The organism is Micromonospora sp. NPDC048947, from assembly GCF_040649495.1.
GTDB lineage: Bacteria > Actinomycetota > Actinomycetes > Mycobacteriales > Micromonosporaceae > Micromonospora > Micromonospora alfalfae.
On the sequence record NZ_JBEZFO010000008.1, the window covers coordinates 82620 to 107662 of the forward strand.

At 72.6% G+C, this 25043-nt stretch carries 26 protein-coding genes; 7 read left to right on the forward strand and 19 right to left on the reverse strand.

Annotation, left to right across the window (positions count from 1 at the left end; genetic code table 11):
* Nucleotides 1-2: 2 nt before the first annotated feature.
* Nucleotides 3-599, forward strand: a complete 597-nt coding sequence (locus tag AB0B98_RS13890; RefSeq protein ID WP_238667353.1) for a TetR family transcriptional regulator — start codon at nucleotides 3-5, stop codon at nucleotides 597-599.
* Nucleotides 600-747: 148 nt separating this feature from the next.
* Here the strand turns inward: AB0B98_RS13890 and AB0B98_RS13895 are convergent, their stop codons facing one another.
* The 3 genes from AB0B98_RS13895 to AB0B98_RS13905 all read right to left on the reverse strand — a co-directional run bounded on the left by AB0B98_RS13895 (nucleotide 748) and on the right by AB0B98_RS13905 (nucleotide 5311).
* Nucleotides 748-1497, reverse strand: coding sequence for a DUF2470 domain-containing protein (locus tag AB0B98_RS13895; RefSeq protein WP_238667354.1), 750 nt, complete (start codon nucleotides 1495-1497; stop codon nucleotides 748-750).
* 84 nt (nucleotides 1498-1581) lie between these two features.
* Entirely contained in the window at nucleotides 1582-3372 is a 1791-nt protein-coding gene (locus tag AB0B98_RS13900; protein ID WP_357362846.1) for an ABC transporter ATP-binding protein, read from the reverse strand.
* A 55-nt stretch (nucleotides 3373-3427) separates the two neighbouring features.
* The gene (locus AB0B98_RS13905; RefSeq protein ID WP_357362848.1) at nucleotides 3428-5311 is read right to left on the reverse strand and encodes an ABC transporter ATP-binding protein; all 1884 of its coding nucleotides are present in this window, start codon (nucleotides 5309-5311) and stop codon (nucleotides 3428-3430) included.
* A 228-nt stretch (nucleotides 5312-5539) separates the two neighbouring features.
* On the opposite strand from AB0B98_RS13905, the gene AB0B98_RS13910 reads away from it, so the two are divergent.
* The 3 genes from AB0B98_RS13910 (at nucleotide 5540) to AB0B98_RS13920 (ending at nucleotide 9208) form a co-directional block, all read left to right on the forward strand.
* Nucleotides 5540-6169, forward strand: coding sequence for a TIGR03085 family metal-binding protein (locus AB0B98_RS13910; RefSeq protein ID WP_357277882.1), 630 nt, complete (start codon nucleotides 5540-5542; stop codon nucleotides 6167-6169).
* A 214-nt stretch (nucleotides 6170-6383) separates the two neighbouring features.
* Nucleotides 6384-7244: a terpene synthase gene (locus tag AB0B98_RS13915; RefSeq protein ID WP_357362849.1), complete on the forward strand. Its 861-nt coding sequence runs from the start codon at nucleotides 6384-6386 to the stop codon at nucleotides 7242-7244.
* Between the two features lie 137 nt (nucleotides 7245-7381).
* Complete coding sequence (locus AB0B98_RS13920; protein WP_357362850.1) at nucleotides 7382-9208, forward strand: long-chain fatty acid--CoA ligase; 1827 nt, start codon at nucleotides 7382-7384, stop codon at nucleotides 9206-9208.
* A gap of 45 nt (nucleotides 9209-9253) precedes the next feature.
* Here the strand turns inward: AB0B98_RS13920 and AB0B98_RS13925 are convergent, their stop codons facing one another.
* Both AB0B98_RS13925 and AB0B98_RS13930 read right to left on the reverse strand, forming a co-directional pair.
* Nucleotides 9254-10558, reverse strand: coding sequence for a low temperature requirement protein A (locus AB0B98_RS13925; RefSeq protein WP_357362852.1), 1305 nt, complete (start codon nucleotides 10556-10558; stop codon nucleotides 9254-9256).
* A gap of 148 nt (nucleotides 10559-10706) precedes the next feature.
* Nucleotides 10707-12161, reverse strand: coding sequence for a PLP-dependent aminotransferase family protein (locus AB0B98_RS13930; RefSeq protein WP_357362854.1), 1455 nt, complete (start codon nucleotides 12159-12161; stop codon nucleotides 10707-10709).
* Between the two features lie 59 nt (nucleotides 12162-12220).
* Here AB0B98_RS13930 and AB0B98_RS13935 point away from each other — a divergent pair, with 59 nt between their 5' ends.
* Both AB0B98_RS13935 and AB0B98_RS13940 read left to right on the forward strand, forming a co-directional pair.
* A complete protein-coding gene (locus tag AB0B98_RS13935) occupies nucleotides 12221-12892 on the forward strand; it encodes a hypothetical protein (RefSeq protein ID WP_357362856.1) in 672 nt (223 codons plus the stop codon).
* 101 nt (nucleotides 12893-12993) lie between these two features.
* Nucleotides 12994-13455 (forward strand): hypothetical protein, encoded by a 462-nt coding sequence (locus AB0B98_RS13940; RefSeq protein WP_091407765.1) that lies wholly within the window; start codon nucleotides 12994-12996, stop codon nucleotides 13453-13455.
* A gap of 5 nt (nucleotides 13456-13460) precedes the next feature.
* On the opposite strand, the gene hisF is transcribed toward AB0B98_RS13940, so the two are convergent.
* The 12 genes from hisF to hisD form a co-directional block, all read right to left on the reverse strand.
* Nucleotides 13461-14228 carry an imidazole glycerol phosphate synthase subunit HisF gene (hisF, locus tag AB0B98_RS13945; protein ID WP_357362858.1) on the reverse strand — a complete coding sequence of 256 codons (768 nt, stop codon included), beginning with the start codon at nucleotides 14226-14228 and terminating at the stop codon, nucleotides 13461-13463.
* A 73-nt stretch (nucleotides 14229-14301) separates the two neighbouring features.
* Nucleotides 14302-15297, reverse strand: a complete 996-nt coding sequence (locus AB0B98_RS13950; RefSeq protein ID WP_357362860.1) for an NADP-dependent oxidoreductase — start codon at nucleotides 15295-15297, stop codon at nucleotides 14302-14304.
* A gap of 46 nt (nucleotides 15298-15343) precedes the next feature.
* On the reverse strand, nucleotides 15344-15775 hold the full coding sequence (locus tag AB0B98_RS13955) for an organic hydroperoxide resistance protein (RefSeq protein WP_112668570.1): 432 nt from the start codon (nucleotides 15773-15775) through the stop codon (nucleotides 15344-15346).
* A gap of 5 nt (nucleotides 15776-15780) precedes the next feature.
* Nucleotides 15781-16227 carry a MarR family winged helix-turn-helix transcriptional regulator gene (locus AB0B98_RS13960; RefSeq protein WP_357362862.1) on the reverse strand — a complete coding sequence of 149 codons (447 nt, stop codon included), beginning with the start codon at nucleotides 16225-16227 and terminating at the stop codon, nucleotides 15781-15783.
* Between the two features lie 80 nt (nucleotides 16228-16307).
* Nucleotides 16308-16697, reverse strand: a complete 390-nt coding sequence (locus tag AB0B98_RS13965) for a RidA family protein (protein ID WP_124776183.1) — start codon at nucleotides 16695-16697, stop codon at nucleotides 16308-16310.
* A complete protein-coding gene (gene priA / locus AB0B98_RS13970; protein ID WP_357277931.1) occupies nucleotides 16694-17419 on the reverse strand; it encodes a bifunctional 1-(5-phosphoribosyl)-5-((5-phosphoribosylamino)methylideneamino)imidazole-4-carboxamide isomerase/phosphoribosylanthranilate isomerase PriA in 726 nt (241 codons plus the stop codon). The genes AB0B98_RS13965 and priA overlap by 4 nt, the downstream gene beginning before the upstream one ends.
* A 14-nt stretch (nucleotides 17420-17433) precedes the next feature.
* Nucleotides 17434-17757, reverse strand: a complete 324-nt coding sequence (locus AB0B98_RS13975; protein ID WP_238667366.1) for a hypothetical protein — start codon at nucleotides 17755-17757, stop codon at nucleotides 17434-17436.
* 36 nt (nucleotides 17758-17793) lie between these two features.
* Nucleotides 17794-18426: an imidazole glycerol phosphate synthase subunit HisH gene (hisH, locus tag AB0B98_RS13980; protein WP_238667367.1), complete on the reverse strand. Its 633-nt coding sequence runs from the start codon at nucleotides 18424-18426 to the stop codon at nucleotides 17794-17796.
* 13 nt (nucleotides 18427-18439) lie between these two features.
* Nucleotides 18440-18610, reverse strand: a complete 171-nt coding sequence (locus tag AB0B98_RS13985) for a hypothetical protein (RefSeq protein ID WP_167362522.1) — start codon at nucleotides 18608-18610, stop codon at nucleotides 18440-18442.
* Between the two features lie 58 nt (nucleotides 18611-18668).
* Nucleotides 18669-19280 carry an imidazoleglycerol-phosphate dehydratase HisB gene (gene hisB / locus AB0B98_RS13990; RefSeq protein WP_030334475.1) on the reverse strand — a complete coding sequence of 204 codons (612 nt, stop codon included), beginning with the start codon at nucleotides 19278-19280 and terminating at the stop codon, nucleotides 18669-18671.
* Nucleotides 19277-20350, reverse strand: a complete 1074-nt coding sequence (locus tag AB0B98_RS13995) for a histidinol-phosphate transaminase (RefSeq protein ID WP_357362864.1) — start codon at nucleotides 20348-20350, stop codon at nucleotides 19277-19279. The genes hisB and AB0B98_RS13995 overlap by 4 nt, the downstream gene beginning before the upstream one ends.
* Complete coding sequence (gene hisD, locus AB0B98_RS14000) at nucleotides 20347-21669, reverse strand: histidinol dehydrogenase (RefSeq protein WP_357362866.1); 1323 nt, start codon at nucleotides 21667-21669, stop codon at nucleotides 20347-20349. The genes AB0B98_RS13995 and hisD overlap by 4 nt, the downstream gene beginning before the upstream one ends.
* 106 nt (nucleotides 21670-21775) lie before the next feature.
* Between hisD and AB0B98_RS14005 the strand changes: the two genes are divergently transcribed.
* Nucleotides 21776-22483 (forward strand): LON peptidase substrate-binding domain-containing protein, encoded by a 708-nt coding sequence (locus tag AB0B98_RS14005; protein ID WP_238667370.1) that lies wholly within the window; start codon nucleotides 21776-21778, stop codon nucleotides 22481-22483.
* On the opposite strand, the gene AB0B98_RS14010 is transcribed toward AB0B98_RS14005, so the two are convergent.
* Both AB0B98_RS14010 and AB0B98_RS14015 read right to left on the reverse strand, forming a co-directional pair.
* On the reverse strand, nucleotides 22398-23228 hold the full coding sequence (locus tag AB0B98_RS14010; RefSeq protein ID WP_357362868.1) for a DUF2567 domain-containing protein: 831 nt from the start codon (nucleotides 23226-23228) through the stop codon (nucleotides 22398-22400). The genes AB0B98_RS14005 and AB0B98_RS14010 overlap by 86 nt on opposite strands.
* A 56-nt stretch (nucleotides 23229-23284) precedes the next feature.
* Nucleotides 23285-24991, reverse strand: coding sequence for an AAA family ATPase (locus tag AB0B98_RS14015; RefSeq protein ID WP_357362870.1), 1707 nt, complete (start codon nucleotides 24989-24991; stop codon nucleotides 23285-23287).
* Nucleotides 24992-25043 lie beyond the last annotated feature (52 nt).

Consider the following 25043-nt stretch of genomic DNA (forward strand, 5'->3'; position numbering starts at 1 on the left):
CGATGACGCGGCGGACCGGCCGGCGACCCGGCAACCCGGGCACCCGGGAGGCGATTCTCGACGCGGCGCGGACGGCGTTCGCCGAACGTGGCTACGACGCCGCCTCGATCCGGGGAATCGCCGGTACGGCGCAGGTCGACCCGGCCCTCGTGCACCACTACTTCGGCAGCAAGGACCAGCTCTTCCTTGCCGCTATGAACTTTCCGGTCGACCCCGGTCAGCTGGTGCCGAGGGTCCTCGCCGGCGACCGGGACGGCGTCGGCGAGCGGATGGTGCGCATCTTCCTCGGCGTCTGGGACTCCCCGACCGGCAGCGCCGCACAGGCACTGCTGCGCTCCGCGGTGAGCAACGAGTGGACCGCTCGACTGCTGCGTGAGTTCGTCACCACCCAGGTGCTGCGCCGGGTGCTGGAAAACCTCGACGTCGACCCGGTCGAGCTACCGCTGCGGGGCTCGCTGGTGGCCACCCAGATGATCGGCCTGGCCATGATGCGGCACGTGGTACGCCTTGAGCCGGTCGCCTCGGCGGACCCGGAAACCCTGGTGGCCGCGATCGGTCCCACGATCCAGCGGTACCTCACCGGCCCACTCCCAACCTGACCCCACGGCGCCGCTCCCCGGGCCCCGGGCCCCGGGCCCCTCGCGATCTTGCACTTTCTGCGCCGACCAAAGGGATATACCACGCAACCCGACGACCGAAAGTGCAAGATCGGCGGGGCGGGGCAGGGCGCGGGCGGGGCGCGGGGGGTTAGCGCGGCGGGTGGGCGTGGGCCGTTAGGGGCAGTGGCGGCAGCAGGCGCAGCAGCTCGGCCGGGTCGGCCACCGGGCCCGGGAAGGCCAGCCGGACCCGACGCCGGGCGCCGGGTTGGCCGAGGGCCACCACCAGCCCGTAGCGGTCGATGCGCACCACCCGGGGCGGCCCGTCCGGGGTCTGCCCGGCCAACCCGAGCTGCCGGCGCAGATACTCCGTCACCTGCGCGCCGTCGCACTCGGCGAGGTCGGCGAGCAGGCGGGCCTCGACCGGGTGCACCGGGTCCGGCTCGGCCTCGGCGTACTCCACCGGGTCGATCCGGTGCACGACGCCGGCCCGCTCCCAGCGGACCTCGACCACCTCGAAGCGGAACAGCCGGAACCGGATGCCCAGGTCGAGCAGGTCGCCGGTCGGCTCCACAGCGGCGAACTCGACGGCCGCGTCGCGGGCCTCGTCGCCGCGCAGCTCGGCCGCCCAACCGGACACCCAGGCGCGACCCAGGCCGGGCGCGCCGGCGGCCGGCGGCAGGTCGAGCACGTCGAGCACCACAGCGACGTCGCTGCCCCCGGCTGCCGGTTGCAGGGCGGCGGCCAGGTGGCTGGCCACCGGCACCAGCAGCAGCACCCGCCCGTCCGAGTCGGTGACGTGCCGGGCGTGGTGCGGACCCGGCCGGTGGGCCAGGTGCACGAGGCCGGGCAGGCGGCCGGCGACGAGGGTACGGACGGTCTCGGCGGAGTTGGGCCGCATGGGCGCGACCTCCTTCTGAGGTTAGGCTTACCTAACCCGGAGCCTAGAGCACCCGCCCGTCGGCGTCCACCACACCGCCGCACCTCACCGGGTCTGCTCCAGCCAGGACGCGTAGAGCAGGCCGTACACCGAGTCGGCGTCGCGAACCAGCTCGTCGTGCGGGCCGCGCTGCACCACCCGACCCCGGTCCACCACTATCACCTCGTCGGCGGCCTGCGCCGTGGAGAGCCGGTGCGCGATGGCGAGGGTGGTCCGACCCCGGGTGACCGCGTCCAGCGTGCGTTGCAACCGCACCTCCGTCGCCGGGTCCACAGCGCTGGTCGCCTCGTCGAGCACCAGCAGATCAGGGTCGGCCACGTACGCGCGGGCCAACGCGACAAGTTGCCGCTCCCCGACACTGAGCGCCTCGCCGCGCTCCCCGACCGGAGTGTCCAGGCCCGCCGGCAGACCCTCCAGCCAGTCCGACAGGCCCAGCTCGGTGAAGGCTGCGCTCAACTGCTCGTCGGTCAACTCCGGCCGGGCGAACCGGACGTTGTCCCCCACCGTCGCGTCGAAGAGGAACCCGTCCTGCGGCACCATCACCACGCGGGAGCGCAGCGAGTCGAACCGGACGTCGGTCAACTGCACCCCGGACAGCAGCACCGCCCCGGCCGACGGGTCCATCAGCCGGGTCAGCAACTTGGCGAACGTGGTCTTGCCGCTGCCGGTCTCACCGACCACCGCCACCCGGCTCTTCGCCGGGATCTCCAGGTCGATGTCGTGCAACACAGGCGGGCCACCCGGATAGGCGAACCGCACTCCGGCGAACCGGATGTCCAGCGGCCCGCCCGGCAGCTCCCGCCCCTGCTCCCCCGGGTCTGCCACGTCCGGGGCGACGTCCAGCACGTCCAGCACCCGACGCCAGCCGGCGATCGCGTTCTGCGCCTCGTTGAGCACCTCGGTGGCGATCTGCACCGGCTGGATGAAGAGCGTCACCAGGAAGAGGAACGCGGTCAGCTGGCCGATCGACAGCGTGCCGTCCACCCCCAGCAGCACGCCGAGCACCACCACGCCGGCCAGCGCCAGCCCCGCCGCCAACTCGCCGACCGAGCTGCCCACGATGCTGATCCGGATCGCCCGCTGCTGCGCCAGCCGCTGCCTGTCGATCGCCTCGTCCAGCCGCCGCTCGGTGCGCCCGGCGATCCCGTACGCCCGGATCACCGGCGCGCCCACCACGCTCTCGCCGATCGCGCCGAGCAACGTACCGGTACGTTGGCGCACCGTCGCGTACGCGCTGCCGAGGCGACGTTGCAACTGCCGGATGACGAACACCGCCGGCAGGAACGCGGCCAGCACCACCACTGTCAACTGCCAGGAGTACGCCAGCATGACGGCGGTGGTGACCACCAGCTGACCGAGGTTGACCAGCAGGATCACCCCGCCCCACTGGAGGAACTGGGTGATCTGGTCCACGTCGCTGGTGACCCGCGAGACCAGCGAACCGCGCCGCTCCGACTGCTGGTGCAACATCGACAGGTCGTGCACGTGGCGGAACGCGCGCGTCCGGACGTTGGCCAGCGCCGTCTCGCTGACCGTGAACAGCCGGCGCATCATCAGGTAGCCGCAGATCGTGGTGATGGTCAGGATCGCCGCGGTGATCGCCACCACCGTCCAGACCACGTTCAGATTCAGACCACCGACGAGACCCCGGTCGATGCCCTGCTGCACGGCGACCGGCACGGCAACCCGACCGACCATGTAGACCAACGCCAGTGCCAACGTGCCGGCCAGACCGATCCGTAGCTCCGGCGAGAGCGCCAGGCCCCGACGCAGGGTCTGCCAGGTCGTCTCCTGCCGGGCCTCCTGCTCGTCGGTCCCCGTAGTCGTCGTACTCACCGGTCCCGCCTTTCGTTCGCGACTGCGGGGCTCCGCTGCGCTGCACTCCTCGCGCTCACCGGTCCACCTCGATCTCCAGGCCCGACGGCAGCGGCGCCACGTCGTCGCCGTAGGAACTTTCCTGTGCCCGCTCCACCTCGGCCTGCTCGTAGGCGGTGACCAGGTCGACGTAGCCGGGCACGGTGGCCAACAACTCGCTGTGGGTGCCGCGGGCGACCACCCGTCCCTGCTCCACGTAGATGACCTCGTCGGCGAGCGCGATGGTGGCCCGGCGGTACGCCACCACCAGGATCGACGCGGCCGGAACTCCCGCCTGGGTGGTTGACGACCGCAGCCCCGCCAGGATGGCCGCCTCCACTCGAGGATCGACAGCGCTCGTCGCGTCGTCGAGCACCAGCAGACGCGGTCGACCGGCCAGCGCGCGGGCCAGTGTGAGCCGCTGCCGCTGACCGCCGGAGAGCGACGTGCCCCGCTCGCCGACCATGGTGTCCAGACCATCGGGCAGCGCGGCGACGAACCCGTCCGCCTCGGCCAGCCGCAGCGCGGCCCAGACCACCTCGTCGTCGACACCGGGCCGGTCGAGGGCGATGTTGGCGCGGACCGTGTCGTCGAAGATGAAGGGCACCTGGGCGACCAGGGCCACAGTGCCGGCCAACGACGCGGAGGTCAGCTCGCGCACGTCCACGCCGTCCAGGCACACAATGCCGGAGTCCGGGTCGACGAGGCGCACCGCCAGCGAGGCGATAGTGGACTTGCCGGCGCCGGTCGGCCCCACCAGGGCCACCGTCCGACCGGACGGCACGGTGAAGCCGACCTCGCCGAGGACCTGCGCGCCGGGCGGGTGCGCTTCGGCCGGCGGATAGGAGTAGTGCACGTCGGCGAAGGTGAGGGTGGCCGGGCCGGCACCGGCCGGGTCGAGCACCCGCTGCCCGTACGGCATCTCGCCGGTGGCGTCGAGCACCCGGCGCACCCGGTCCCAGCCGGCGACGCTGCGCGGCAGCTCGGCCAGCACCCAACCGATGGCCCGCACCGGGAAGGCCAGCACCGTGAAGAGGAAGGCCACGCTGACCAGCTCGGTCACGCTGATCGCGCCCTGGCGCAGCCGGAACGCCCCGACCACCAGCACGGCGAGGGTGCCGAGGCTTGGCAGCGTCTCCAGCAGCGGGTCGAAGATGCCGCGCAGCCGGCCGACAGCGATCAGCGAGTCGCGCAGTTCGCCGGCGCGGCCCGCGAACCGGGCGGTCTCCTGGGCCTCGCGGCCCATCGTCTTGACCACCAGGGCGCCGTCGAAGCTCTCGTGGGCGATGCCGCTGACCTCGGCGCGCAGTCGCTGCGCCCGCGCCTGCCGGGGGGCCATCCGGCGGGAGTAGACGACGTTGAGCGCGAAGAGCGCGGGGAAGACCGCGAGCCCGACCAGGGCGAGCGCCCAGTCGGTGGCGAAGAGCGACACTATCGCGCCGACCAGCATCACCAACGTGCCGACGGCGAACGGCAGCGGCGCGATCGGGTACCAGGCCGCCTCCACGTCGGAGTTGGCGTTCGACAGCAGGGTGCCGGTGGAGTTGCGGTGGTGCCAGGACAGCGGCAGCTCCAGGTAGCGGCGGGTCACCCTGCGTCGGTAGGAGGCCTGGAGGCGGTACTGCATGTAGCCGGCGCCGAGCCGGCGGCCGAAGATGCCCGCCACCCGCAGCACGCTGATCCCGAACAACGCGGCCGCGGCCAACGCCAGGGTGCCGGCGCCCACCTCGCCGCGTTCGATGGCCGGAAGCGCCACCTCACCGATGACCGACCCGACCACCCGGGCGCTGACAATGATCATCCCGCCGAAGAGCACGCTGCCGACGACCGCCACGGAGAAGATCCGCGGTTGCTCACGGATCGCCTGCCGCAGGACCCCCAGCCCTCGACTGAGAACGTCCCGACTTGTCTTGCTCGCCACGCTCTCCCCCGCCGTAAGCCGCAATTATCTCCCTCATCCTTACCGGTCGGGGCCAGTGCCGCCGACCCTGACTGGATATGTCGACCATCACGTACCGGACGGCGGCGTGCCGCAGGCGCCGACCGGCGTCGTGTGTCACGCGCCGGCCGACCGACGTCCGCTGTCCCGCGCTGGCCGACCGGCCTCCGCTGTCGCGCGCCGGCGGGCCGCCGGGCCTACGATCGGGCCATGCCGCGGTACGCCCGAGCCGAGCGCGAGGCGCTCGCCGATCTTCTCCTGGCCCTCGGGCCGGACGCCCCGACCATCAACGAGGGCTGGGCGACCCGTGACCTCGCCGCGCATCTGGTGTTGCGGGAGCGCCGTCCGGACGCGGCGGGTGGGATCGTGCTGCCGCCGCTGCGCGGCTACGCCGAACGGGTCCGTCGGCGACTCGCCGCACGGCCCTACCCCGAGCTGGTGGCACAGGTGCGCCGACCGCCGCTGTGGAGCCCGGTCAGCAACCCGCTGACCGACGAGTTGGCAAACACGATGGAGTTCTTCATCCACCACGAGGACGTCCGGCGGGCCGGCTCCGGGTGGCAGCCGCGCGATCTGCCCACCGGCCTGCAGAGCGCGCTCTGGAAACGCGCGGCCCCGATGGTCCGGCTGGCACTGCGCCGCTTTCCGGCGGACCTCTACGTGCAGGCGCCCGGCCACGGTGAGATCTCCCTCGGACGCGGTGGTGAGCCACTGCGCCTGGTCGGCGCTCCGGCCGAGCTGGTGCTGTTCGTCTCCGGCCGGCAGCGGGTGGCCCGGGTCCAACTGAACGGCTCGACCGAGGCGGCTCGGCGGCTACGCGCCGCCAACCTGGGCATGTGACTGTTTGTACTTAAACGGTCACCGAACAACTGTGGAGTTGCCCACACCCAGCGAAAGACGCTGATACCTCCTCCCGTACGCTTCACCGCGCCGCTCCGCGCCGAGCGGCACGAAGTGGGGGCGCATTGTGCGGGACTTCGCGATTTCGGCGCTGAGGGAACCCCCGTTTCCCACCGGACGCCACGGGGCCACCGACCAGGTGGCGGGTGAGAGCGTGGAGTGGGCGCGCACGTTCGGGCTGGTCGATTCCAGCCAACGCGTGCGACGCCTGGAACGGGCCGACGCCGCCGGACTGGCCGGCCGCGCCTGCCCGGACGGCTCCGTCGAGGGCCTGCGGCTGCTCACCGACCTGATCAGCTGGCTCTTCGTAATGGACGACGCCTGCGACGAGGACGGCCTCGGCGCCGACCCGGTCCGACTGGGTCCGGCGATCAGCACCCTGCTCGACGTGCTGGACCGCTGCGGTGACCCGTACGTCGTACCGCCCGCCGTCGGGCCACTGGGTGACGCGTTGCACGACCTCTGCCGCCGGACCCGACTGCACGATCACGCGGGGCTGCTGCTGCGGTTCGTCAGCCAGATGCGCGAGTACCTGTTGGCGCTGCTCTGGGAGGCGGGCAACCGGGAACGTCGGCGCGTGCCCGAGGTGGCGGAGTACGTGCAGCTACGCCGGCACATCGGCGGCGTGCACCCCTGCCTCACCCTGACCGACCTGGCGTCGACACGGCCCTCCGGGCCAACTCAGCGGGCCAACCCGGGGCTGGTCGCCCTGGACCTGCTGGCGGTGGACCTGGTCTGCTGGTGCAACGACCTCTTCTCCTACGGCAAGGAGAGCCAGGCCGACCCGGACGCGCACAACCTCGTCACGGTGATCGCCCAGGGCAGCGACGCGGACGAGGTGACAGCGCTGCGAAGTGCGGCACACCGGTTCAACAAGGGGTTGGCGGCGTACCTGGACGCGGAGGAGGCGCTGCGCGCCGCCGGCGACGACGGGATCCGCGACGCCCTGGCCGCCCGGCGCAACTGGGTCCGGGCCACCTACGACTGGTCGGTGGTGGCTGCCCGGTACGCCTGATCGGCCGTACCGGTTGGCGGGATGGGCCGGCCGGACGATCACCAGGGCTAGCCGATGCACGGCAACAGGCAATACTCTTCGGTAACCATCATGACGTGACGACCGTCACGCCACCACCCCCGAAGGCGGCTACAGCGATGGCTCTCGATGTACCGTACCGCTCCATCCCGGACATGTTCCTCAAGCGCGTGGCGGCCACCCCCGACCGGAACGCGTTCGCGTCCCCGAACCCCGACGACTCGGGGCCCGTCTGGCTGACCTGGGCGCAGGTCGGCCAGCGCGCCAAGGCGGTCGCCGCCGGCCTGCACGGCCTCGGCGTCGGCCAGGAGGACCCGGTCGCGATCCTCGCCAACACCCGGCTGGAATGGGTGATCGCCGACCTCGGCATCATGTGCGCCGGCGGCGCGACAACCACCGTCTACCCCACCACCGAGCCGGCCGACGCGACGTACATCATCGCCGACTCCGGGTCGAAGGTGCTGTTCGCGGAGAACCAGGCCCAGGCGGCGAAGATCGCCGGGGCGTCCCTGCCCGCGCTCACCCACGTGGTGCTCCTCGACGGCACCGTCGACCCGAACGCCGCCATCGCGCAGTTGACGCTGGCCGACCTGGAGGAGCGCGGCACCCAGGCGCTGGCCGCCGAGCCGGAGCTGATCGACATGCTGGTGGCCGGCATCGGCCCGGACCACCTGGCCACCCTGATCTACACCTCCGGCACCACCGGCCAACCCAAGGGCGTCGAGCTGCTGCACGGCGGCTGGTGCTGGGAGGCCGTGGCGCAGGCGGAGGTCGGGCTGCTGCGCGACGACGACCTGCAGTACCTGTGGCTGCCGCTGGCCCACTCGTTCGGCAAGACCCTGCTCTGCGGCGCCATCCACGTCGGCCTGCCCACCTACGTCGACGGGCGGGTGGACAAGCTGGTCGACCTTCTCTCGGTCATCCGCCCGACACTGATGTGTGGTGCTCCCCGGGTGTTCGAGAAGGTCTACAACAAGGCAGTGACCACCGCGCAGGGCGCCGGCGGCGCGAAGGCGAAGATCTTCGGCTGGGCCGTCGGCGTCGGCAAGGAGAAGGTCACCCTGGAGCAGGCGGGCAAGCCGGTGCCGGCCGGGCTGAAGCTGCGCTACGGGCTTGCCGAGAAGCTGGTGTTCAGCAAGCTCCAGGCCCGCCTGGGCGGCCGGATGCGGGTGCTGGTGTCCGGCGCCGCGCCGCTCAGCCCCGAGATCGCCACCTTCTTCGCCGCCGCGAACCTGCCGATCTCCGAGGGCTACGGCCTGACCGAGACCAGCGCCGGCAACTTCGTCAACCCTCCGGCCGGGCTGCGGATCGGCACCGTGGGCCAGGCGATGGGCGACCTCGAGTGCAAGATCGACACCGACGGGGAGATCCTGGTGCGGGGTCGGCCGGTGATGCGCGGCTACCACAACCTGCCGGAGGAGACCGCCGCCGCGTTCACCGAGGACGGCTTCTTCCGTACCGGTGACATCGGCAGCCTCGACGAGCAGGGCTACCTGCGCATCACCGACCGCAAGAAGGACCTGGTCAAGACGTCGGGCGGCAAGTACATCGCGCCGTCGCACATCGAGGGCATGTTCAAGGCCATCTGCCCGTACACCTCGCAGGCGGTCGTCGTCGGTCAGGCCCGCAACTTCTGCACGATGCTGGTCACCCTGGACCCGGACGCGATCCGGGGCTGGGTCGCCGGCGGCCCCCTCGAAGGGCGCAGCTACACCGAGATCGTCGCGTCGGCTGAGGCCCAGACGATGGTCGAGGAGTACGTGGCCCAGCTCAACGCCAAGCTCAACCGCTGGGAGACGATCAAGAAGGTGGCCATCCTGCCGCGCGACCTGACGATCGAGGACGGCGAGATCACCCCGTCGTTGAAGATCAAGCGGCGTGGGGTGGAGAGCAACTTCTCCGCCGAGATCGACAAGATGTACGCCGGCACCCTCGCCGAGCTCTGAGCCGACCGAGGGTCCCGTGCCGGCGAGGAGGCCGGCACGGGGCCCTCACAGGTGGCGACCCCGCCACCTGGTCTGGTCCTCCTCCACGGCGAGCTGCTCCGCCAGCGCCACCTCCCGGACCCCACGCCGGCGCTGAGCGTCGACGATCGTCTGCGCCCCCACTGCCAGCCACGTGGCCACGGCGAGCATGGCCAACGCGAACATCTCGGGCAGCGAACCGGCCACCGGAACCAGCACGAGCAGCAGCAGGATTCCGCCGATCGTGGGCCAGCGGGGGGCGGCGAGCATCTTCCGGCCCAGCACGATGAGCGCGAGCAGATAGAGCGCGACCCCACCGTAGAGCGCCAGCAGGTCGAAGCCCGGCAGCGGAACCCCCCAGCTCGGCGTGCTGACGTCGGCTCCCTCGTGGATCAGCCCCTTGAGCCCGAGCGCGAACAGGATGACGCCGGCGATGACCGGCAGGTGCAGGTAGGTGTAGGCGTCGCGGGCCAAGGCGGCGCGGGCGGCGGGGTCGCGGGTCCGGTGCAGGGTCTGCTCCATGCCGAGCGCCAGGGTGTCGAAGTACGCCCACCACAGCGCCGCGGCCACCGCGACGCCGAGCACCGCGGCGATGAGCACCGGCCAGGTCAGCAGCAGAACGGCGCTGCCGCCGGGAGCAAGCCCGAGCGCGATGATGGCCTCACCGAGGACGATCAGGACGATCTGGCCGTGCCGCTCCGCCCAGTGCCCTGCGGAGAGCACCGTCCACCCGGTGCCGCGCAGCGTGAGCCCGGCCCCGTACTCCAGGGCCAGGGCCGCGAGCCAGAGCACCAACCGGGCAACTCCCTCGGCGCTCCCGTCGAAGAGCCGCTGCGGCAACAGGGCGGCGACGACGATGAGCGACGTGGCCAGCAGCGGCGGCAGGGCGAACAGTCGCCAGCGTCGGCGTAGGTCGCGGTTCCGACGTCCGGCCCAGATGAAGATCGACGTCTCGCTCATCCGGACCAGGAAGTAGCCGGCCGCGAAGACCACCGGGCCGGGCAGCCCGCCGGGGCGGTCGACGAACGCCTTCGGCAGGCTCAGCGCCAGCACGAAGGCGGCGGCCATGGTGGCGAAGCCGACCAGCGGGACGATGCCCTGGTCGGTACGGATCAGGTTGCCGAGCACGGCGAACCCCGTCCAGCACCACCAGAGCAGCGCCAGCACCACCAGGCACTGGGCGAGGCCGCGCGCGGTCGGATTGCCGGCGGTGACGGTGGTGACGTTCAGAAAAGCGAAGACGAAGATCAGGTCGTAGAAGAGTTCGAGGCGGGTGGCCCGGGAGCCCGGCGCGCTCCGCTGGACCCCCCGCGCCCTCGCACCCTCGCTCACCAGCAGATTGTGGCAGTCGAAGCCGGACGAAAGTCGCATTGCCGGCAGAGCGGTGATCGTGACGGTGCCCGCTCACCCGTCTCGGCGGTCCGCGTCGAGCGCGGCCAGGTTCGGGAGTCCCTGGCCGGAGGTCGCGGCCGGAGGCGGCTCAGGCGATGACGGAGGGCTCCCGCCACCGCTGACGGCCGGCCCGGTCCAGGTCGTAGCGGATCGCCGCGATCCGCCCGACGGCCTCCACGAGGTCCGCCGCGGGCAGGGTGAAGGGCAGCCGCAGGAAGCGCTCCAGGGTGCCGTCCAGGCCGAACCGGGGGCCCGGGGCCAGCCGCACCCCGACCTCCTCCGCGGCCCGGGCCAGCGCGCTCGAGACCGGGCCGTCCAACTCGGCCCAGAGCGTCACGCCACCCCGTGGCACTGTGACCCGCCACTCCGGCAGTTGGTGCGCCAGCGCGCCGAGCAGGGCGTCGCGCTGGACGGCCAACTGAACGCGGCGGTCGGCGCCGATGGCCTCGGCGTCGGCGAGCAGGTGCACCGCTACCAGTTGGTCCAGCACCGGGCTGGCCATGTCGACCCCGACCCGCACGGCGGCCAGCCGCTGCACCTGCGGCGCGGACGCGCGGACCCAGCCGATCCGCAGGCCACCCCAGTAGGGCTTGCTCATCCCACCGATGCTGACCACCCGGCTGTGCCGGTCGTAGGTGGCGACCGGGGGTGGCACCTCGGTGCCGTCCATGGACAGGTCCACGAAGGACTCGTCGATGATCAGATCGGTGCCGACCGCGTGCGCCACGGCCACCACGTGTTCGCGCAGGGAGGCGGGCATCAGATGCCCTGTCGGGTTCTGGAACTCGGGAATCAGGTAGGCCAGCTTGGGCCGGGTCTGCCGGAGAGTGCCCAGCAGCAGGTCGGGCTCCCAACCGGCGTCGGCGGCCAGCCCGTGGGTGCTGATCCGGGCCCGCCGGCCAGCCAGCGCGGCGAGGGCGTTGGGGTAGGTCGGTGACTCGACCAGCACGGTGCCGCCCGGGGCCAGGGCGAGCCGCAGCACCAGATCCAGTGCGTGCTGGGTGCCGCTGGTGACCATGATCTGGTCGGCCGAGGTGGGCAGACCCCGGGCGGAGTACGCGTCGGCCACCGCCTCGCGCAGCTCGATGATGCCGGTCGGGTGGTAACCGGCCCCGCTGAGGTAGCGGGGCAGGTCCTCGGTGGCGGCCCGCGCGGCTGACAACAGCTGCGGCGGGGCGGCCAGCGCCGCGACGCCGAGGTCGAGCATCTCCCTGTCGTCCAGCGGGGTCCACAGGCCGGTGCTGGCCACCCGGTGGTTGCCGGGCAGCATCGTCCAGCTACCGGCGCCACGACGGCTGGCCAGGTGTCCGGTCTCGCGGAGCTGCCGGTAGGCGGCGGTGACGGTGGTCCGGCTGATCCGCAGCGCCTCGGCCAGCTCCCGTTCGGCCGGGAGGCGGACGCCCAGCGGCAGCCGGCCGTCGGCGAGCAGCCCACGCACCGAGCCGGCCAGCGCGGCGTAGTCGGGGCTGCGGCGGCGGCCCGGCAGGGCATGCCACTGCCCGAGCAGACGGGCCAATTGGACGCCGCGCACCTGCCCTGTCATAGCCACTCCTCGGATATTGGCTTCTTCCTCGACGCGGATTGGCACCTAGGGTGGCATGCATGGCACTGCTTGGCAATCTGCGGCACCGACCGGTTCGACGGTTGGTCCAGCTCTACCTCGGGCTCACGCTCTACGGCGTCAGCATGGCCCTGATGATCCGCTCCGACCTGGGCCTCGACCCGTGGGATGTGTTCCACCAGGGGCTCTCCGAGCTGACCGGGCTCTCCTTCGGCACTGTCACCATCGGCGTCGGCGCGCTGGTCCTGCTGCTCTGGATCCCGCTACGGCAGCGGCCCGGCCTCGGCACTGTCAGCAACGTCGTGGTGATCGGCCTGGTAGTGGACGCCACACTGGCCCTGGTGCCCACCGGTGGTCCGCTCAGCGTCCAGATCGCGCTGCTCATAACCGGGATCGTCGCCAACGGCGCGGCCACCGCCCTCTACCTCGGTGCCAATCTGGGCCCCGGACCCCGCGACGGCTTGATGACCGGGTACGTGGCCCGCCGGCCCGGCCGGTCGATCCGCCTGGTGCGCACCGTCATCGAGGTCACAGTGCTGGCACTGGGCTGGCTGCTCGGCGGCAAGGTCGGCCTGGGAACCGTCGCGTACGCCCTGGCCATCGGCCCGTTGGCCCAGTTCTTCATCCCGCTGTTCGCCGTGCCGGAGGGCACCGAGCCGGACAGCGCCGCGCCCCCACCGGGCAACCCCGCGCCGGCCACCCCGGCCGGCTGAACCCTCACCGACCGTCCGCGAACCGGTACGTGGTGGTGGTGCCGCGCACCGGTTCGCGGGTGGGTGTTCCCTTCCGCGACGCGCGCCGTCATCATCTCTGCATGGGGGAGAACGGTTGGCGCTGGAACGACGCCTGGATCTTCGTGTCGCTCGTCATCGCGAGCGGGGCCGGACGGCACCGCCGGTCGGCGACAAGCCGACGACCGGAGGGCGTCCGCCTGACCGACGTGCTCTCCACCGCCGACCACCTCAACCACGCGATTCCGCAGCGACACGAGGTGGAGGCAGCGGTCCAGCGGTTGGTCGGCGCCGGGCTGGTCAGCGTCGCCGACGGCTGGTTCCGCATCACCGCCGAGGGTGAGCAGCTGTGGCGCACCCGGCCGCGCGCGGGTGTGGCGACAATGGTGGACACCGTGCAGGGCGTGCTGACCCGCCGGCACGCGCCGGGCAGCGCCGACTGGATCCTGGACGAGGCCGACCACGCGGCTGCCGTCCAGGAGTACGCGGTCCGTTCGATCCCCACCCCGCGCCGGTCACCGGAGGGCCACTCCGGCGAGCGCTGAGCTGCTCAGCGCACCGGATGGCCGTCGAGGCGCAGCGCGTCCTTGACCTCGGCGACGGTCAGCTCGCCGAAGTGGAAGACGCTGGCGGCGAGCACGGCGTCCGCGCCGGCGCCGACAGCGGGCGGAAAGTGGGCCACCTCGCCGGCGCCCCCACTGGCCACCACCGGCACGTCCACCACCGCGCGCACCGCGGCGATCAGCTCCAGGTCGAAGCCCGCCTTGGTGCCGTCGGCGTCCATCGAGTTGAGCAGGATCTCCCCCGCGCCCAACTCGGCGCCCCGGCGCGCCCACCACACGGCGTCGATGCCGGTGCCGCGCCGCCCCCCGTGGGTGGTGACCTCGAAGCCGCTGGGCGTGCCGCCGTTCGGCGACCGCCGCACGTCGAGGGAGAGCACGAGCACCTGCCTGCCGAACCGGTCGGCGATCTCGGCGATTAGCTCCGGACGGGCGATGGCGGCGGTGTTCACGCCGACCTTGTCCGCGCCGGCGCGCAGCAGTGTGTCCACGTCGGCGACCTGCCGGACGCCACCGCCGACGGTCAGCGGGATGAACACCGACTCGGCGGTGCGGCGCACCACGTCGAGCATTGTGCCCCGGTCGCTGGAGGACGCCGTGACGTCGAGGAAGGTCAACTCGTCAGCGCCGGCCCGGTCGTACGCGGCAGCCAGTTCCACCGGGTCGCCGGCGTCACGCAGGTCGAGGAAGTTGACCCCCTTGACCACCCGCCCGGCGTCCACGTCCAGACAGGGGATCACCCGTACCGCCACCGTCATGCCGCGAGCCTATCCTCCGCACGCGGCACGGCGGTCGACCCGATCGGGTCGACCGCCGTGAGAGAGGTCTGCGTCACACGCGGACGAGCATCTTGCCGAGGTTGTCGCCGCGCAACAGGCCGAGGAATGCGGCCGGGGCGTTCTCGATGCCGTCCACGATCGTCTCGTCGTAGGACAGCGTGCCGTCGCGCAGCCAGCCCGCGACGTCGCGCACGAACGCCGCCCGCATGTCGTTGTGGTCGTTGACCAGGAAGCCGCGCAGTGTGAGCCGCTTGCCGATGACCAGCGCCAGGTTGCGCGGGGCGGCCGGCGGCTCGGTGGCGTTGTACTGCGAGATCATGCCGCAGATGGCGGCCCGGCCGTGCAGGTTCATGGCCGAGATCGCGGCCTCCAGGTGGTCGCCGCCGACGTTGTCGAAGTAGACGTCGATGCCGTCCGGGGCGGCCGCCCGCAGCGACTCGCGGATGCCGTCGTGGTAGTCGAAGGCGGCGTCGAAGCCCAGCGCCCGCAGCCGCTCGACCTTGGCCGGCGAGCCGGCGCTGCCGATCACCCGGCCGGCGCCCTTGAGCTTGGCGATCTGGCCGACCAGGCTGCCCACCGCGCCGGCCGCGGCGGAGACGAAGACCGTCTCGCCGGGCTTCATCGCGGCCACCTCCAGCAGCCCGGCGTACGCCGTCAACCCGGTCATGCCGAGCACGCTCAGGTACGCGCTGACCGGGGCGATGTTCGGGTCGACGGGTCGGGCCGCGGCGCCGTCGAGCAGCGTGTACTCCCGCCAGCCCAGCCCGTGCAGGACTGTGGTCCCGACGGCGATGTCCGCCGCCTCGCTGGCCACCACCGCACCGATCGCGGCACCGTCGAGCGGCGCGTCGAGCGCGAACGGCGGCACGTACGACTTGACGTCGTTCATCCGTCCGCGCATGTACGGGTCGACGGACATGTACTGGTTGCGGACCACGATCTGGCCCGGTCCGGGCGTCGGAACCTCGGTCTCGACGAGCCGGAAGGTGTCTTCGGTGGGCCAGCCCTGGGGGCGGCTGGCCAGGTGGATCTCGCGGTTACTGGTCACGGGGTGGTCGTCCTCTCGTCCGCGGATGGGGCCTGGGGCCGCGAGGTCACGCCGACAGGGTCTCGCGGACGGTCAGGGTGACGTCGACGTTGCCACGGGTGGCGTTGGAGTACGGGCAGACCTGGTGGGCCTGCTCGACGATCTGCTCGGCGACCTCACGGGGCGCGGCGGGCAGGTCGACGACGAGCTGCACGGTGAGCCCGAAGCCGCCGCTGCCGTTCGGGCCGATGCCCACCTCGGCGCCGACCACGGAACCGGTCACGTCGGCCTTGGCCCGGCGGGCCACCAGCCGCAGGGCGCTGTGGAAGCAGGCCGCGTAACCGGCGGCGAAGAGCTGCTCGGGGTTGGCCGCGCCACCGGCGCCGCCCATCTCCTTCGGCACGGCCAGGTCGAGTGCGAACGTGCCGTCGGAGGTCTCGACGTGGCCGTCCCGGCCGTCGCCGGTGGCGGTCGCGGACGCGGTGTAGACAACCTGCATGGTGGTCACTGCTCCTTCTGTCGGTGGATGGTGTCGGTGACCCGGGTGAGGGTGTCGCGCAGCGCGACGAGCTCGTCGAAGCCCAGCCCGGTGGCCTGCGCGATCCGCAGCGGGACGTCGCAGACGCGCTCGCGCAGCGCCCGGCCCTGCTCGGTGAGGCCCACCTCGACCCGCCGCTCGTCGCGGGCCGACCGCCGCCGCACCACCAGGCCCGCCCCCTCCAGCCGCTTGAGCAGCGGGGAGAGCGTGCCGGAGTCCAGCCGCAGCTCGGCGCCCAGCTCGGACACCGTGGGGGCGTCGTCGGGACGCTCCCAGAGCACCAGCAGCACCAGGTACTGCGGGTAGGTCAACCCGACCTCGTCGAGGATCGGCCGGTAGACGTCGGTCAGTGCGCGCGACGCGGCGTAGAGCGCGAAGCACACCTGCCGGCGCAGCTCCAGGTCATCGGTCACCGCTGAACCGTAGCCCACAATTAAGTTGTGCACAACTTATCGGAGCGCAGGACGGCCCGGCAGGCCGCCTTGGCGGTACCTCAGCGATCGCCGAGGTACGCCTCCAACTCCACCTCGACCAGGTGCTCCGGGTCCAGCAGACCGGCCACCACCACCAGGGTGGCGGCCGGCCGGACCGCGCCGAAGACCGCGTTGTGCGCCCGGCCCACCTCGTCGGCGTGCAACCGGTCGGTCACGTACATCCTGGTCCGGACCACATCGCCCGGCTCCGCACCCACCTCGGCGAGCGCGGCCAGCCCGATCCGCAGCGCCTGCGCGGTCTGCGCGGCCGGATCACCGACGTGCACCACCCGGCCGTCCACCGTCGCCGTGCAACCCGCCGTCCAGGCCCGCTCACCGGCCCGGACCACCCGGGAGTACCCGTAGCGCTGCTCCCACGGGCCGCCCGACCCCAGCCGGGTCGTCGTCACGCCTCGGCCAGCGTCCGCAGCGCCTCGGCCACGGTGAAGGCACCCGCGTAGAGCGCCTTGCCGGCGATCACGCCCTCCACCCCGGCCGCCTCCAGGGTCGCCAACGCCCGCAGGTCGTCCAGGGTGGACACCCCACCCGAGGCGATCACCGGCCGGTCCGTACGGGCACACACCTCGCGCAGCAGATCCAGGTTCGGCCCACGCATCGTGCCGTCCTTGGTGATGTCGGTGACCACGTACCGACTCGCGCCCGCCTTGTCCAGCCGCTCCAGCACCTCGTACAGGTCACCACCGTCGCGGGTCCAACCCCGCGCCGACAGGGTGTGACCCCGCACGTCCAGCCCGATGGCCACCCGGTCGCCGTACTCCGCTACCACCCGGTCACACCAGACCGGATCCTCCAGAGCGGCGGTCCCGATGTTCACCCGGGCCGCACCGGTGCCCAGCGCCGCGCGCAGCGACTCGTCATCACGGATGCCCCCGGAAAGCTCCACCTTCACATCCAACTGGCGCACCACCTCCGCGAGCAGGTGCGCGTTCGTGCCCCGACCGAACGCCGCGTCCAGGTCGACCAGGTGGATCCACTCCGCGCCGTCCTGCTGCCAGGCCAGCGCCGCGTCCAACGGGTCGCCGTAGATGCTCTCGCTTCCGACGGCGCCCTGCACGAGCCGGACGGCCCGGCCGTCAGCGACATCCACGGCGGGTAACAGGGTGAGGCTCAAGGTCTTCTCCTCGATCAGGTACGACGGTCCAGGGCGATCACCACGATCGCCGGCAGTACGAGCAGCAAGAGCACGATCAGCGCGATACGCAACGCCAGGTTGTCGACAAACGTCCAGATCAGGAGCAACGCCGCGCCGGTGAGCAGCACGATCGCGGCCCGCTCCCCCCGAGTGTGCCGGGCCAGCCGCCCGGAGCGACCCCGCCGCAGCCGCGGCGTCAAACTGCGCACCACCGCGCGACGGCGTTGGCGGCGGGCCACCTGCCGCTGCCGGACCGCCCGCTCCCGGGCCTGCTCCGCCTCCCGCTCCGCCCGTCGGCGGGCGCGCTCCCGGCTCACCGCGACGCCCGCCGCTCGGGCACCGCGCGACGGCGCTCAGTCACCGCTGGGCAGCGTGGCGAGCCAGTTGCGCAGCAGCGCGGCACCGGTGTCGGCGGACTTCTCCGGGTGGAACTGGGCCGCCGACAACGAGCCCCGCTCCACCGCCGCGACGAAATCCGTGTCGTGGTGGGCGGTGGTCACAGTGGCACCGGCAGCGACCAGCGCCGCCGGGTCGCCCATCGCGTACGAGTGGACGAAGTAGAACCGGCTCTGCTCGGTCAACCCGGCGAACAGCACCGACTCCCGCGGAGCCCGGACCGTGTTCCAGCCCATGTGCGGCAACCGGGTGGCGGCCAGCCGGGTCACCCCGCCGGGAAGCAGCCCCAGCCCCTTGGTCACCACGCCGTGCTCGTCGCCGTGCTCGAAGAGAACCTGCATGCCCACGCAGATGCCGAGCACCGGCCGGCCGGCAGCCACCCGTTCGGCGATCACCGGGCCGGCGCCCAGCGCCTCGATCCCCGCCATGCACGCCGCGTACGCGCCCACACCCGGCACCACCAGACCATCGGCGGCGGCCGCCGCGGCCAGGTCGTCGGTCACCCGGACGTCCGCTCCGGCGGCGGCCAGCGCCCGCTCCGCCGAGCGCAGGTTGCCCGAGCCGTAGTCGAGCACCACCACGTCACTCATGTCGTCACCCCGATCACCCGTTCTCCGGCAGCAGCCGCAGCACCCCGGCGACGGTGGCGAGCACCGCGAGCGCCGCGGTGATCAGCACGGCGGCCTTCGGCGCGCCCTGCCGGTAGAGCGACCAGGTGCCGCCCACCAGCACCCCGGCCAGAATCAGCAGCAACGTCGGCAACGCGGCGCCCATCAGAGCCACCTTCCAGTCGCGACTGCGGGGCTCGGCCGCTCTGCGCTCCTCGCGCGCATCAGAGCGCGCCCTTCGTGCTCGGGATCGCCCCGGCGGAACGCGGATCGATCGAGGTGGCTTCGCGCAACGCGCGGGAGACCGCCTTGAACTGCGCCTCCACCACGTGGTGCGCGTCCGGGTGACCACCGGGCCGGGCCGCCCGCAGCACGTCGACGTGCAGCGTGACCCGGGCCGCCTGACCGAAGGACTCCCAGATGTGCCGGGTCATGCTGGTCGCGTACACCGGCCCGATGTACGGGGCGAGCACCGGCTCGTCGTGCACCACGTACGGCCGACCGGACAGGTCCACCGCCGCCCGGACCAGCACCTCGTCCATCGGCACTGTCGCCGAACCGTACCGCCGGATGCCGGCCTTGTCGCCCAGTGCCTGGTCGAACGCCGCGCCCAGGGCCAGCGCGGTGTCCTCGATCGTGTGGTGCGCGTCGATCTCCAGGTCACCCACCGTGCGCACGGTCAGGTCGAAGCCGCCGTGCCGGGCGATCTGGTGCAGCATGTGGTCGTAGAAGCCGACGCCGGTGCTGATCTCGGCGGCACCGGTGCCGTCGAGATCGATCTCGACGAGGACCTTGGTCTCCTTGGTGATCCGTTCCACCCGGGCGGTCCGACTCATTGCGAAGTCTCCATTGCAGAAAGGAAGGCGTCGGTCTCGGCGGCGGTGCCGGCGGTCACCCGCAGCCAGCCGGGCAGGCCGACGTCACGGACCAGCACCCCCTGCGCCAGCAGGGCGTTCCAGACGATGGTCTGGTCGCCGCCCACCTCGAAGAGCACGAAGTTGGCGTCGCTGTCAGCGACCCGCAACCCCCGCTCGCGCAGCGTCGCCACGATCCGGTCCCGCTGCGCCATGATCGCGCTCACCGTACCGAGAAGGGCGTCGCGGTGAGCCACCGCCGCGCGTGCGGCGGCCTGGGTGAGCGCGGAGAGATGGTACGGCAAACGGACGAGCTGCACCGCCCGCACCACCGCCGGGTCGGCGGCCAGGTAACCCAGCCGACCACCGGCGAAGCCGAAAGCCTTGCTCATCGTCCGGGTGACCACCAGCCGTGGGTGGCCGGGCAGCACCGCCAGGGCGCTGACCGTTCCGGGCCTGGCGAACTCGGCGTACGCCTCGTCGACGACCACCATGCCGGGCGCGACGTCGAGCACCGCGGCGATCACCGCCGGGTCCAGTGCCGTGCCGGTGGGGTTGTTCGGCGAGCAGAGGAAGACCACGTCCGGCTGGTGCTCGCGGACCTGAACCACCGCCTCCTCGGCGGTCAACCCGAAGTCGACGCCGCGCGCGGCGGGCACCCACCGGGTGCCGGTGCCGAGGGCCAGCAGCGGGTGCATCGAGTACGCCGGAACGAAGCCGAGCGCGGTACGCCCCGGCCCGCCGAACGCCTGGAGCAGCTGCTGCTGGATCTCGTTGGAGCCGTTGGCCGCCCACACCTGGTCGACAGTGAGCCCGTGCCCGAGATATTCGGCCAGGTCGGCGCGGAGCGCCACCGCGTCCCGGTCCGGGTAGCGGTTCAGCTCACGCAGCTCGGCCGCGAGCGCCTTGCCGATCGCCTCGACCACCGGCTCCGGCACCGGGTGTGAATTCTCGTTGGTGTTGAGCCGCACCGGCACGTCCAACTGCGGCGCCCCGTACGGCGACAGCCCCCGCAGGTCGGCCCGGATCGGCAGCTCTTCCAGGCTGGTCACGCCGACCCTCCCAGGAAACGGGCCTGGACCGCCTGGCCGTGCGCGGGCAGGTCCTCCACGTTGGCCAGGGTGACCACGTGCGGGGCCACGTCGCGCAGCGCGGCCTCGGTGTATTCGATCAGGTGCACGCCGCGCAGGAAGGACTGCACGGACAGGCCGGAGGAGTGCCGCGCGCAGCCACCGGTGGGCAGCACGTGGTTGGAGCCGGCGCAGTAGTCACCGAGCGACACCGGCGACCAGGCGCCCACGAAGATCGCCCCGGCGTTGCGGACCCGCAGCGCCCACTCCCGGGCGTCCACCGTCTGGATCTCCAGGTGCTCGGCCGCGTACGCGTCGACCACCCGCAGCCCCGCCTCAAGGTCGTCGACCAGGACCACGCCGCTCTGCTCACCGGTCAGCGCCGTGGTGACCCGTTCGGTGTGCTTGGTCGCCGGCACCTGCCGGGCCAACTCCGCCTCGACCGCCTCGACCAACGCCACCGACGGGGTGACCAGCACGCTCGCGGCGAGCGGGTCGTGCTCGGCCTGACTGATCAGGTCGGCGGCCACGTGCGCCGGGTCGGCGGTGTCGTCGGCCAGGATGGCGATCTCGGTCGGCCCGGCCTCGGCGTCGATGCCGACCACGCCGCGCAGCAGCCGCTTGGCGGCGGTCACCCAGATGTTGCCGGGGCCGGTGATCAGGTCGACGGGGTCGCACCGCAGCTCACCCGCCGGGTCCACCGCCGCGCCGTACGCCAGCATCGCCACCGCCTGGGCCCCGCCCACCGCGTACACCTCGTCGACGCCGAGCAGCGCGCACGCGGCGAGCACCCGGGGATCGGGCAGGCCGCCGTTGTCCTTCTGCGGCGGGCTGACCACCACCAGCGAGCGCACCCCGGCCGCCTGGGCGGGCACCACGTTCATCACCACAGTCGACGGGTACATCGCCAGGCCACCGGGCACGTAGAGGCCGACCCGGTCGACCGGCAGCCATCGCTCGGTGACAGTGCCGCCGGGCACCACAGTCGTGGTGTGGTCCGTGCGCCGCTGATCATCGTGCACCCGACGGGCCCGGGCGATGGACTCCAGCAGCGCGGCACGCACCGCCGGGTCGAGCACCCCCTCCGCCTCGGTGATCGCCTCGACCGGCACCCGCAGCACCTCCGGGGAGATGCCGTCGAACCGAACGCTGGCCTCCCGGATCGCTGGGTACCCATGCTCACGGACCGCCTCCACCAGGGGCCGGATGCGCTCGACGGCGACGGACACGTCGAGCTGGGCACGGGGCAGCAGGCGGCGCGGGTCACCGAGACCGTCGCGCAGGTCGATCCGATTCAGCACCCTTGCGAGTCTAGGCGTCCGGCCCGACGTCCACCCGAGCCGCCCGTCCGCCGGGACGGTGAGCCGGGCCACGCCCCCGGGGACGAGATTGGTTAGGCTCGACCATGTGACCGCACGGCTGCCGGTTTTCCCGCTCGCAACGGTGCTCTTTCCCGGGTTGGTGCTGCCGCTGCACATCTTCGAGGAGCGCTACCGGGCGCTGGTCAGGCACCTTGTCGGCCTGCCCGACGGTGCCCCGCGCGAGTTCGGCGTGGTGGCCATCCAGGCCGGCTGGGAAGTCGCGCCCGCCGGTCCCGCCGGCGCCCCGGCCCGATCGAGCGTCGGCGAGGTGACGCTGCACGAGGTGGGCTGCACCGCCGAGCTGCGCCAGGTGACCGAGTTGACCGACGGTGGTTTCGACATCGTCACTGTCGGTCGGCGTCGATTCCGGATCGCCGAAATCGACGACAGCGCCGAGCCCTACCTGACCGCCGACGTCGAGTGGCTGCCCGACCCGGGCGGCCCGGACGAGGTGGCCGACCTGCTGGCCGCCCGGGTGATCGCTGTGTTCCGGCAGTACCTCGGCCTGATCCGCTCCGACCCGGAGGAGATCTCCGAGCAGTTGCCGGAGGACCCGACAGTGCTCTCGCACCTGGTGGCGGCGACCGCGGCGCTCACCGTCGACGACCGGCAACGGCTGCTGGCGATCGACGACACCGCCTCCCGGCTCCGCGCCGAGCTGCGGTTGCTCAACCGCGAGGCGGCTCTGCTGCGTCAGGTGCGGGCGGTTCCGGTGCCGCTGTCGGAGCTGGCGTCCCCGCCGACACCCAACTGAAGTCCCCCGGCTCGGGCTCCGGGCGCAGCCCCGGCCACCGCGACCAACCGGCCAGCAGTGTGTACATGACAGCGGCCCCGAACGCCGGCAGCAGCAGGTTGCCGTGCGGAACCGGCAGCACGCCGAGCAGCCAGTCCACCCCACCAGCGCGCAGGTCGGCGGGTTTGCTGAAGGCCTGCCCGACCGGGGCCGTCGCCAGCAGCCGGTCGAAGGTGGCCAGGCCGATCCGCCGTCCCACCTGCCAGGCCACCGGCGCGGCGACCAGGGTGCCGAGCACCGCGGCGAGCAACCCGACCGGGCCGCGCCGTCGACGCAGCACGAACCACAGGGCGAACGCCACGAGCAGCCCAAAGGCGAGCCCGAGCAGGCTGAACCAGCCGTCGGCGGCGATCGGCTGCTCCGGTTGCGGCTCGGCGTAGATCGCCCCCTCGGCGGTCTTGAGCACCGGGGTGTCCGGCGCGAGCGCGGCCCAGAGCAGCCCGAGCGGAACACCCGACACGGCCAGCGCGAGCACGGTGCCCAGCACCGTCGCCAGGGCACGCAATGGACGACGCGGCTCGTCGAACCGAAGCTCCAACAAGCTCTGGTACGCCGCCGAGTCCGGCAGGTGGCCCGGACCGAACTCGCCGGGCGCCGTCCCGACCGGCGGGTCGACCTCCGGCGGTCTCGCGTCCGGCGTACCGGAAGGCGCGGATTGGTCGGGCTCGTCGACGGGCCGCTCACGGTCGGGGTTGTCCGGGCTCACCCGATGATCCTCTCAGGCCCGGTGCGCGGCCGGGGCTCCGGTGGCGGCAGACCAGCTCACCGGGCGAACGGTTCCACCATCATCGCCGCGGCCCGCAGCCACGCCTGCCGGGTCTCCGGCTGGAGCTGGTGGTATTCGATGGACGACCCGGTCTCCAGAGCCGGGTCGTACGGCACGACGGCCACGCCCCGGGTACGCGTGGCGAAGTGCCGCTCCAGGTCGTCCTGGAGCGTCGAGCGACCGGGGGTTGGGCAGGAGATGAGGGTGATCGCGTTGTCCGCCAACTCGCCCATGCCCTCCTCGTGCAGCAGGTCGAGCATCCAGTCCGCGCTGAACGCCGCGTCCTCCCGGGGCACAGTGGTCACCACCAGCTGGTCGGCGGCCTGCATCACAGTGCGCCAGTTGGGGCTCTCCACGTTGTTGCCGGTGTCCACGCAGACCACGTCGTGGGTGCGCCGCAGCAGCTCCAGCACCCGTCGGACGGTGAACTGGTCCAGTCGCTGGGCGAAGCGTGGGCTCTCCTCGCCGGCCAGCACGTCGTACGAGCCGTCGGAGGCGTGCCGCAGGTAGTCGTCAAGCCGGTCCAGCAGGGTCGCGTCTTCCAGGATCTCGATCTGGGCCAGGTCGCTGATCAGGTGCCGGATCGTCCGGGCGTGCCGGGCGCTGCCGGCGCGCAGGCCGAGGGTGCCGCGCAGCTCGTTGTCGTCCCAGGCCAGCACGCCCTTGCCGCGGACGCTGCCGACCGTGGCCGCGGCGAGCACTGTGGCGGTCGTCTTGTGCACTCCGCCCTTGGGGTTGGCGAAGGCGAACACCCGGGGCGTGCCCAGGTCCCGTTGGAGCACCCCGTTGGCGCGCTCCTGCTCCTGGTCGACGGCCGGTGGGCGCCATTCGATCCGGGCCGGGTAGGCGCGTTCGGCGACCACCGAGCCGACCGCCGGGGCGGGTGGTGGCGGAACGGGCGGCGTGACCGGCACGGCGACCGGCGGCACGGGTGGCGGGGCGACCGGCGGGGGCTGTGGTGGGGCGGCCGGGTAGCCGGTCTCCGGCTGGTAGCCGGTCTCCAGCAGGGCGTACCGCGACTCCACCGGCGGGTCGCCGGGCCGGTAGCCGTTGTCCAGCAACGCGTAGCGCGACGGGACCGGGTCGGGGCCGCGTGCCGGCGGCTCGGGCTCGGCCCGGTAGGTCGGCTCGGCCCGGTAGTCGGGCTCGGCCCGATAGCCCGGCTCCGCCCGGTAGTCGGGCTCGGCCCGGTAGCCGGGCGTGGCGGGGTAGTCCGGTTCAGCGCGGTAGTCCGGTTCGGCGCGGTAGCCGGGTTCAGCGCGGTAGCCCGGCTCAGCCCGGTAGCCGGGTTCGGCGCGGTAGTCCGGCTGCCCGGTCCGGTACGCCGGCTCCGCTCGATAGTCCGGCTCGGCCCGATAACCCGGCTCGGTCCGGTACGCGGGCTCGGCCCGGTAGTCCGGCTCGGCCCGGTACGCGGGGTCGACCCGGTAGGTCGCCTCGGCCCGGTACGCAGGCTCCGCGCCGTACGACAGGTCGGCCGGATGCCCGATGGCGGGTGCCCGCCCGGCGTAGCCGTTGGGGGCCGCACGTCGTGGCAGCGGGTCCGGCGGCGGTTCCTCGCCGCGCCGCTCCGGCTCGGTCTGCTCCGCGCCGCGACCGCCCAGCCGGGCACGGTCCAACAGCGCGCGCCACCGCGGCGCTGGTTCGGCCGGCCGGCCCCAGCCGGTCTCACTGCCCTCCACGGCCCGCCCTCCCAGCGCCATCGATCTCTGTCTGACAGGCTACGAACCCAACCCTATTCGGACCACACCTCAG

Coding starts and splice junctions, on each gene's coding strand:
- AB0B98_RS13890 (WP_238667353.1), top strand. CDS start 3: ATGACGCGGCGGACCGGCCGGCGACCCGGCAACCCGGGCACCCGGGAG.
- AB0B98_RS13895 (WP_238667354.1), bottom strand. CDS start 1,497: ATGCGGCCCAACTCCGCCGAGACCGTCCGTACCCTCGTCGCCGGCCGC.
- AB0B98_RS13910 (WP_357277882.1), top strand. CDS start 5,540: ATGCCGCGGTACGCCCGAGCCGAGCGCGAGGCGCTCGCCGATCTTCTC.
- AB0B98_RS13920 (WP_357362850.1), top strand. CDS start 7,382: ATGGCTCTCGATGTACCGTACCGCTCCATCCCGGACATGTTCCTCAAG.
- AB0B98_RS13930 (WP_357362854.1), bottom strand. CDS start 12,161: ATGACAGGGCAGGTGCGCGGCGTCCAATTGGCCCGTCTGCTCGGGCAG.
- AB0B98_RS13935 (WP_357362856.1), top strand. CDS start 12,221: ATGGCACTGCTTGGCAATCTGCGGCACCGACCGGTTCGACGGTTGGTC.
- AB0B98_RS13940 (WP_091407765.1), top strand. CDS start 12,994: ATGGGGGAGAACGGTTGGCGCTGGAACGACGCCTGGATCTTCGTGTCG.
- hisF (WP_357362858.1), bottom strand. CDS start 14,228: ATGACGGTGGCGGTACGGGTGATCCCCTGTCTGGACGTGGACGCCGGG.
- AB0B98_RS13955 (WP_112668570.1), bottom strand. CDS start 15,775: ATGCAGGTTGTCTACACCGCGTCCGCGACCGCCACCGGCGACGGCCGG.
- hisH (WP_238667367.1), bottom strand. CDS start 18,426: ATGAGTGACGTGGTGGTGCTCGACTACGGCTCGGGCAACCTGCGCTCG.
- AB0B98_RS13985 (WP_167362522.1), bottom strand. CDS start 18,610: ATGGGCGCCGCGTTGCCGACGTTGCTGCTGATTCTGGCCGGGGTGCTG.
- hisB (WP_030334475.1), bottom strand. CDS start 19,280: ATGAGTCGGACCGCCCGGGTGGAACGGATCACCAAGGAGACCAAGGTC.
- AB0B98_RS14015 (WP_357362870.1), bottom strand. CDS start 24,991: ATGGCGCTGGGAGGGCGGGCCGTGGAGGGCAGTGAGACCGGCTGGGGC.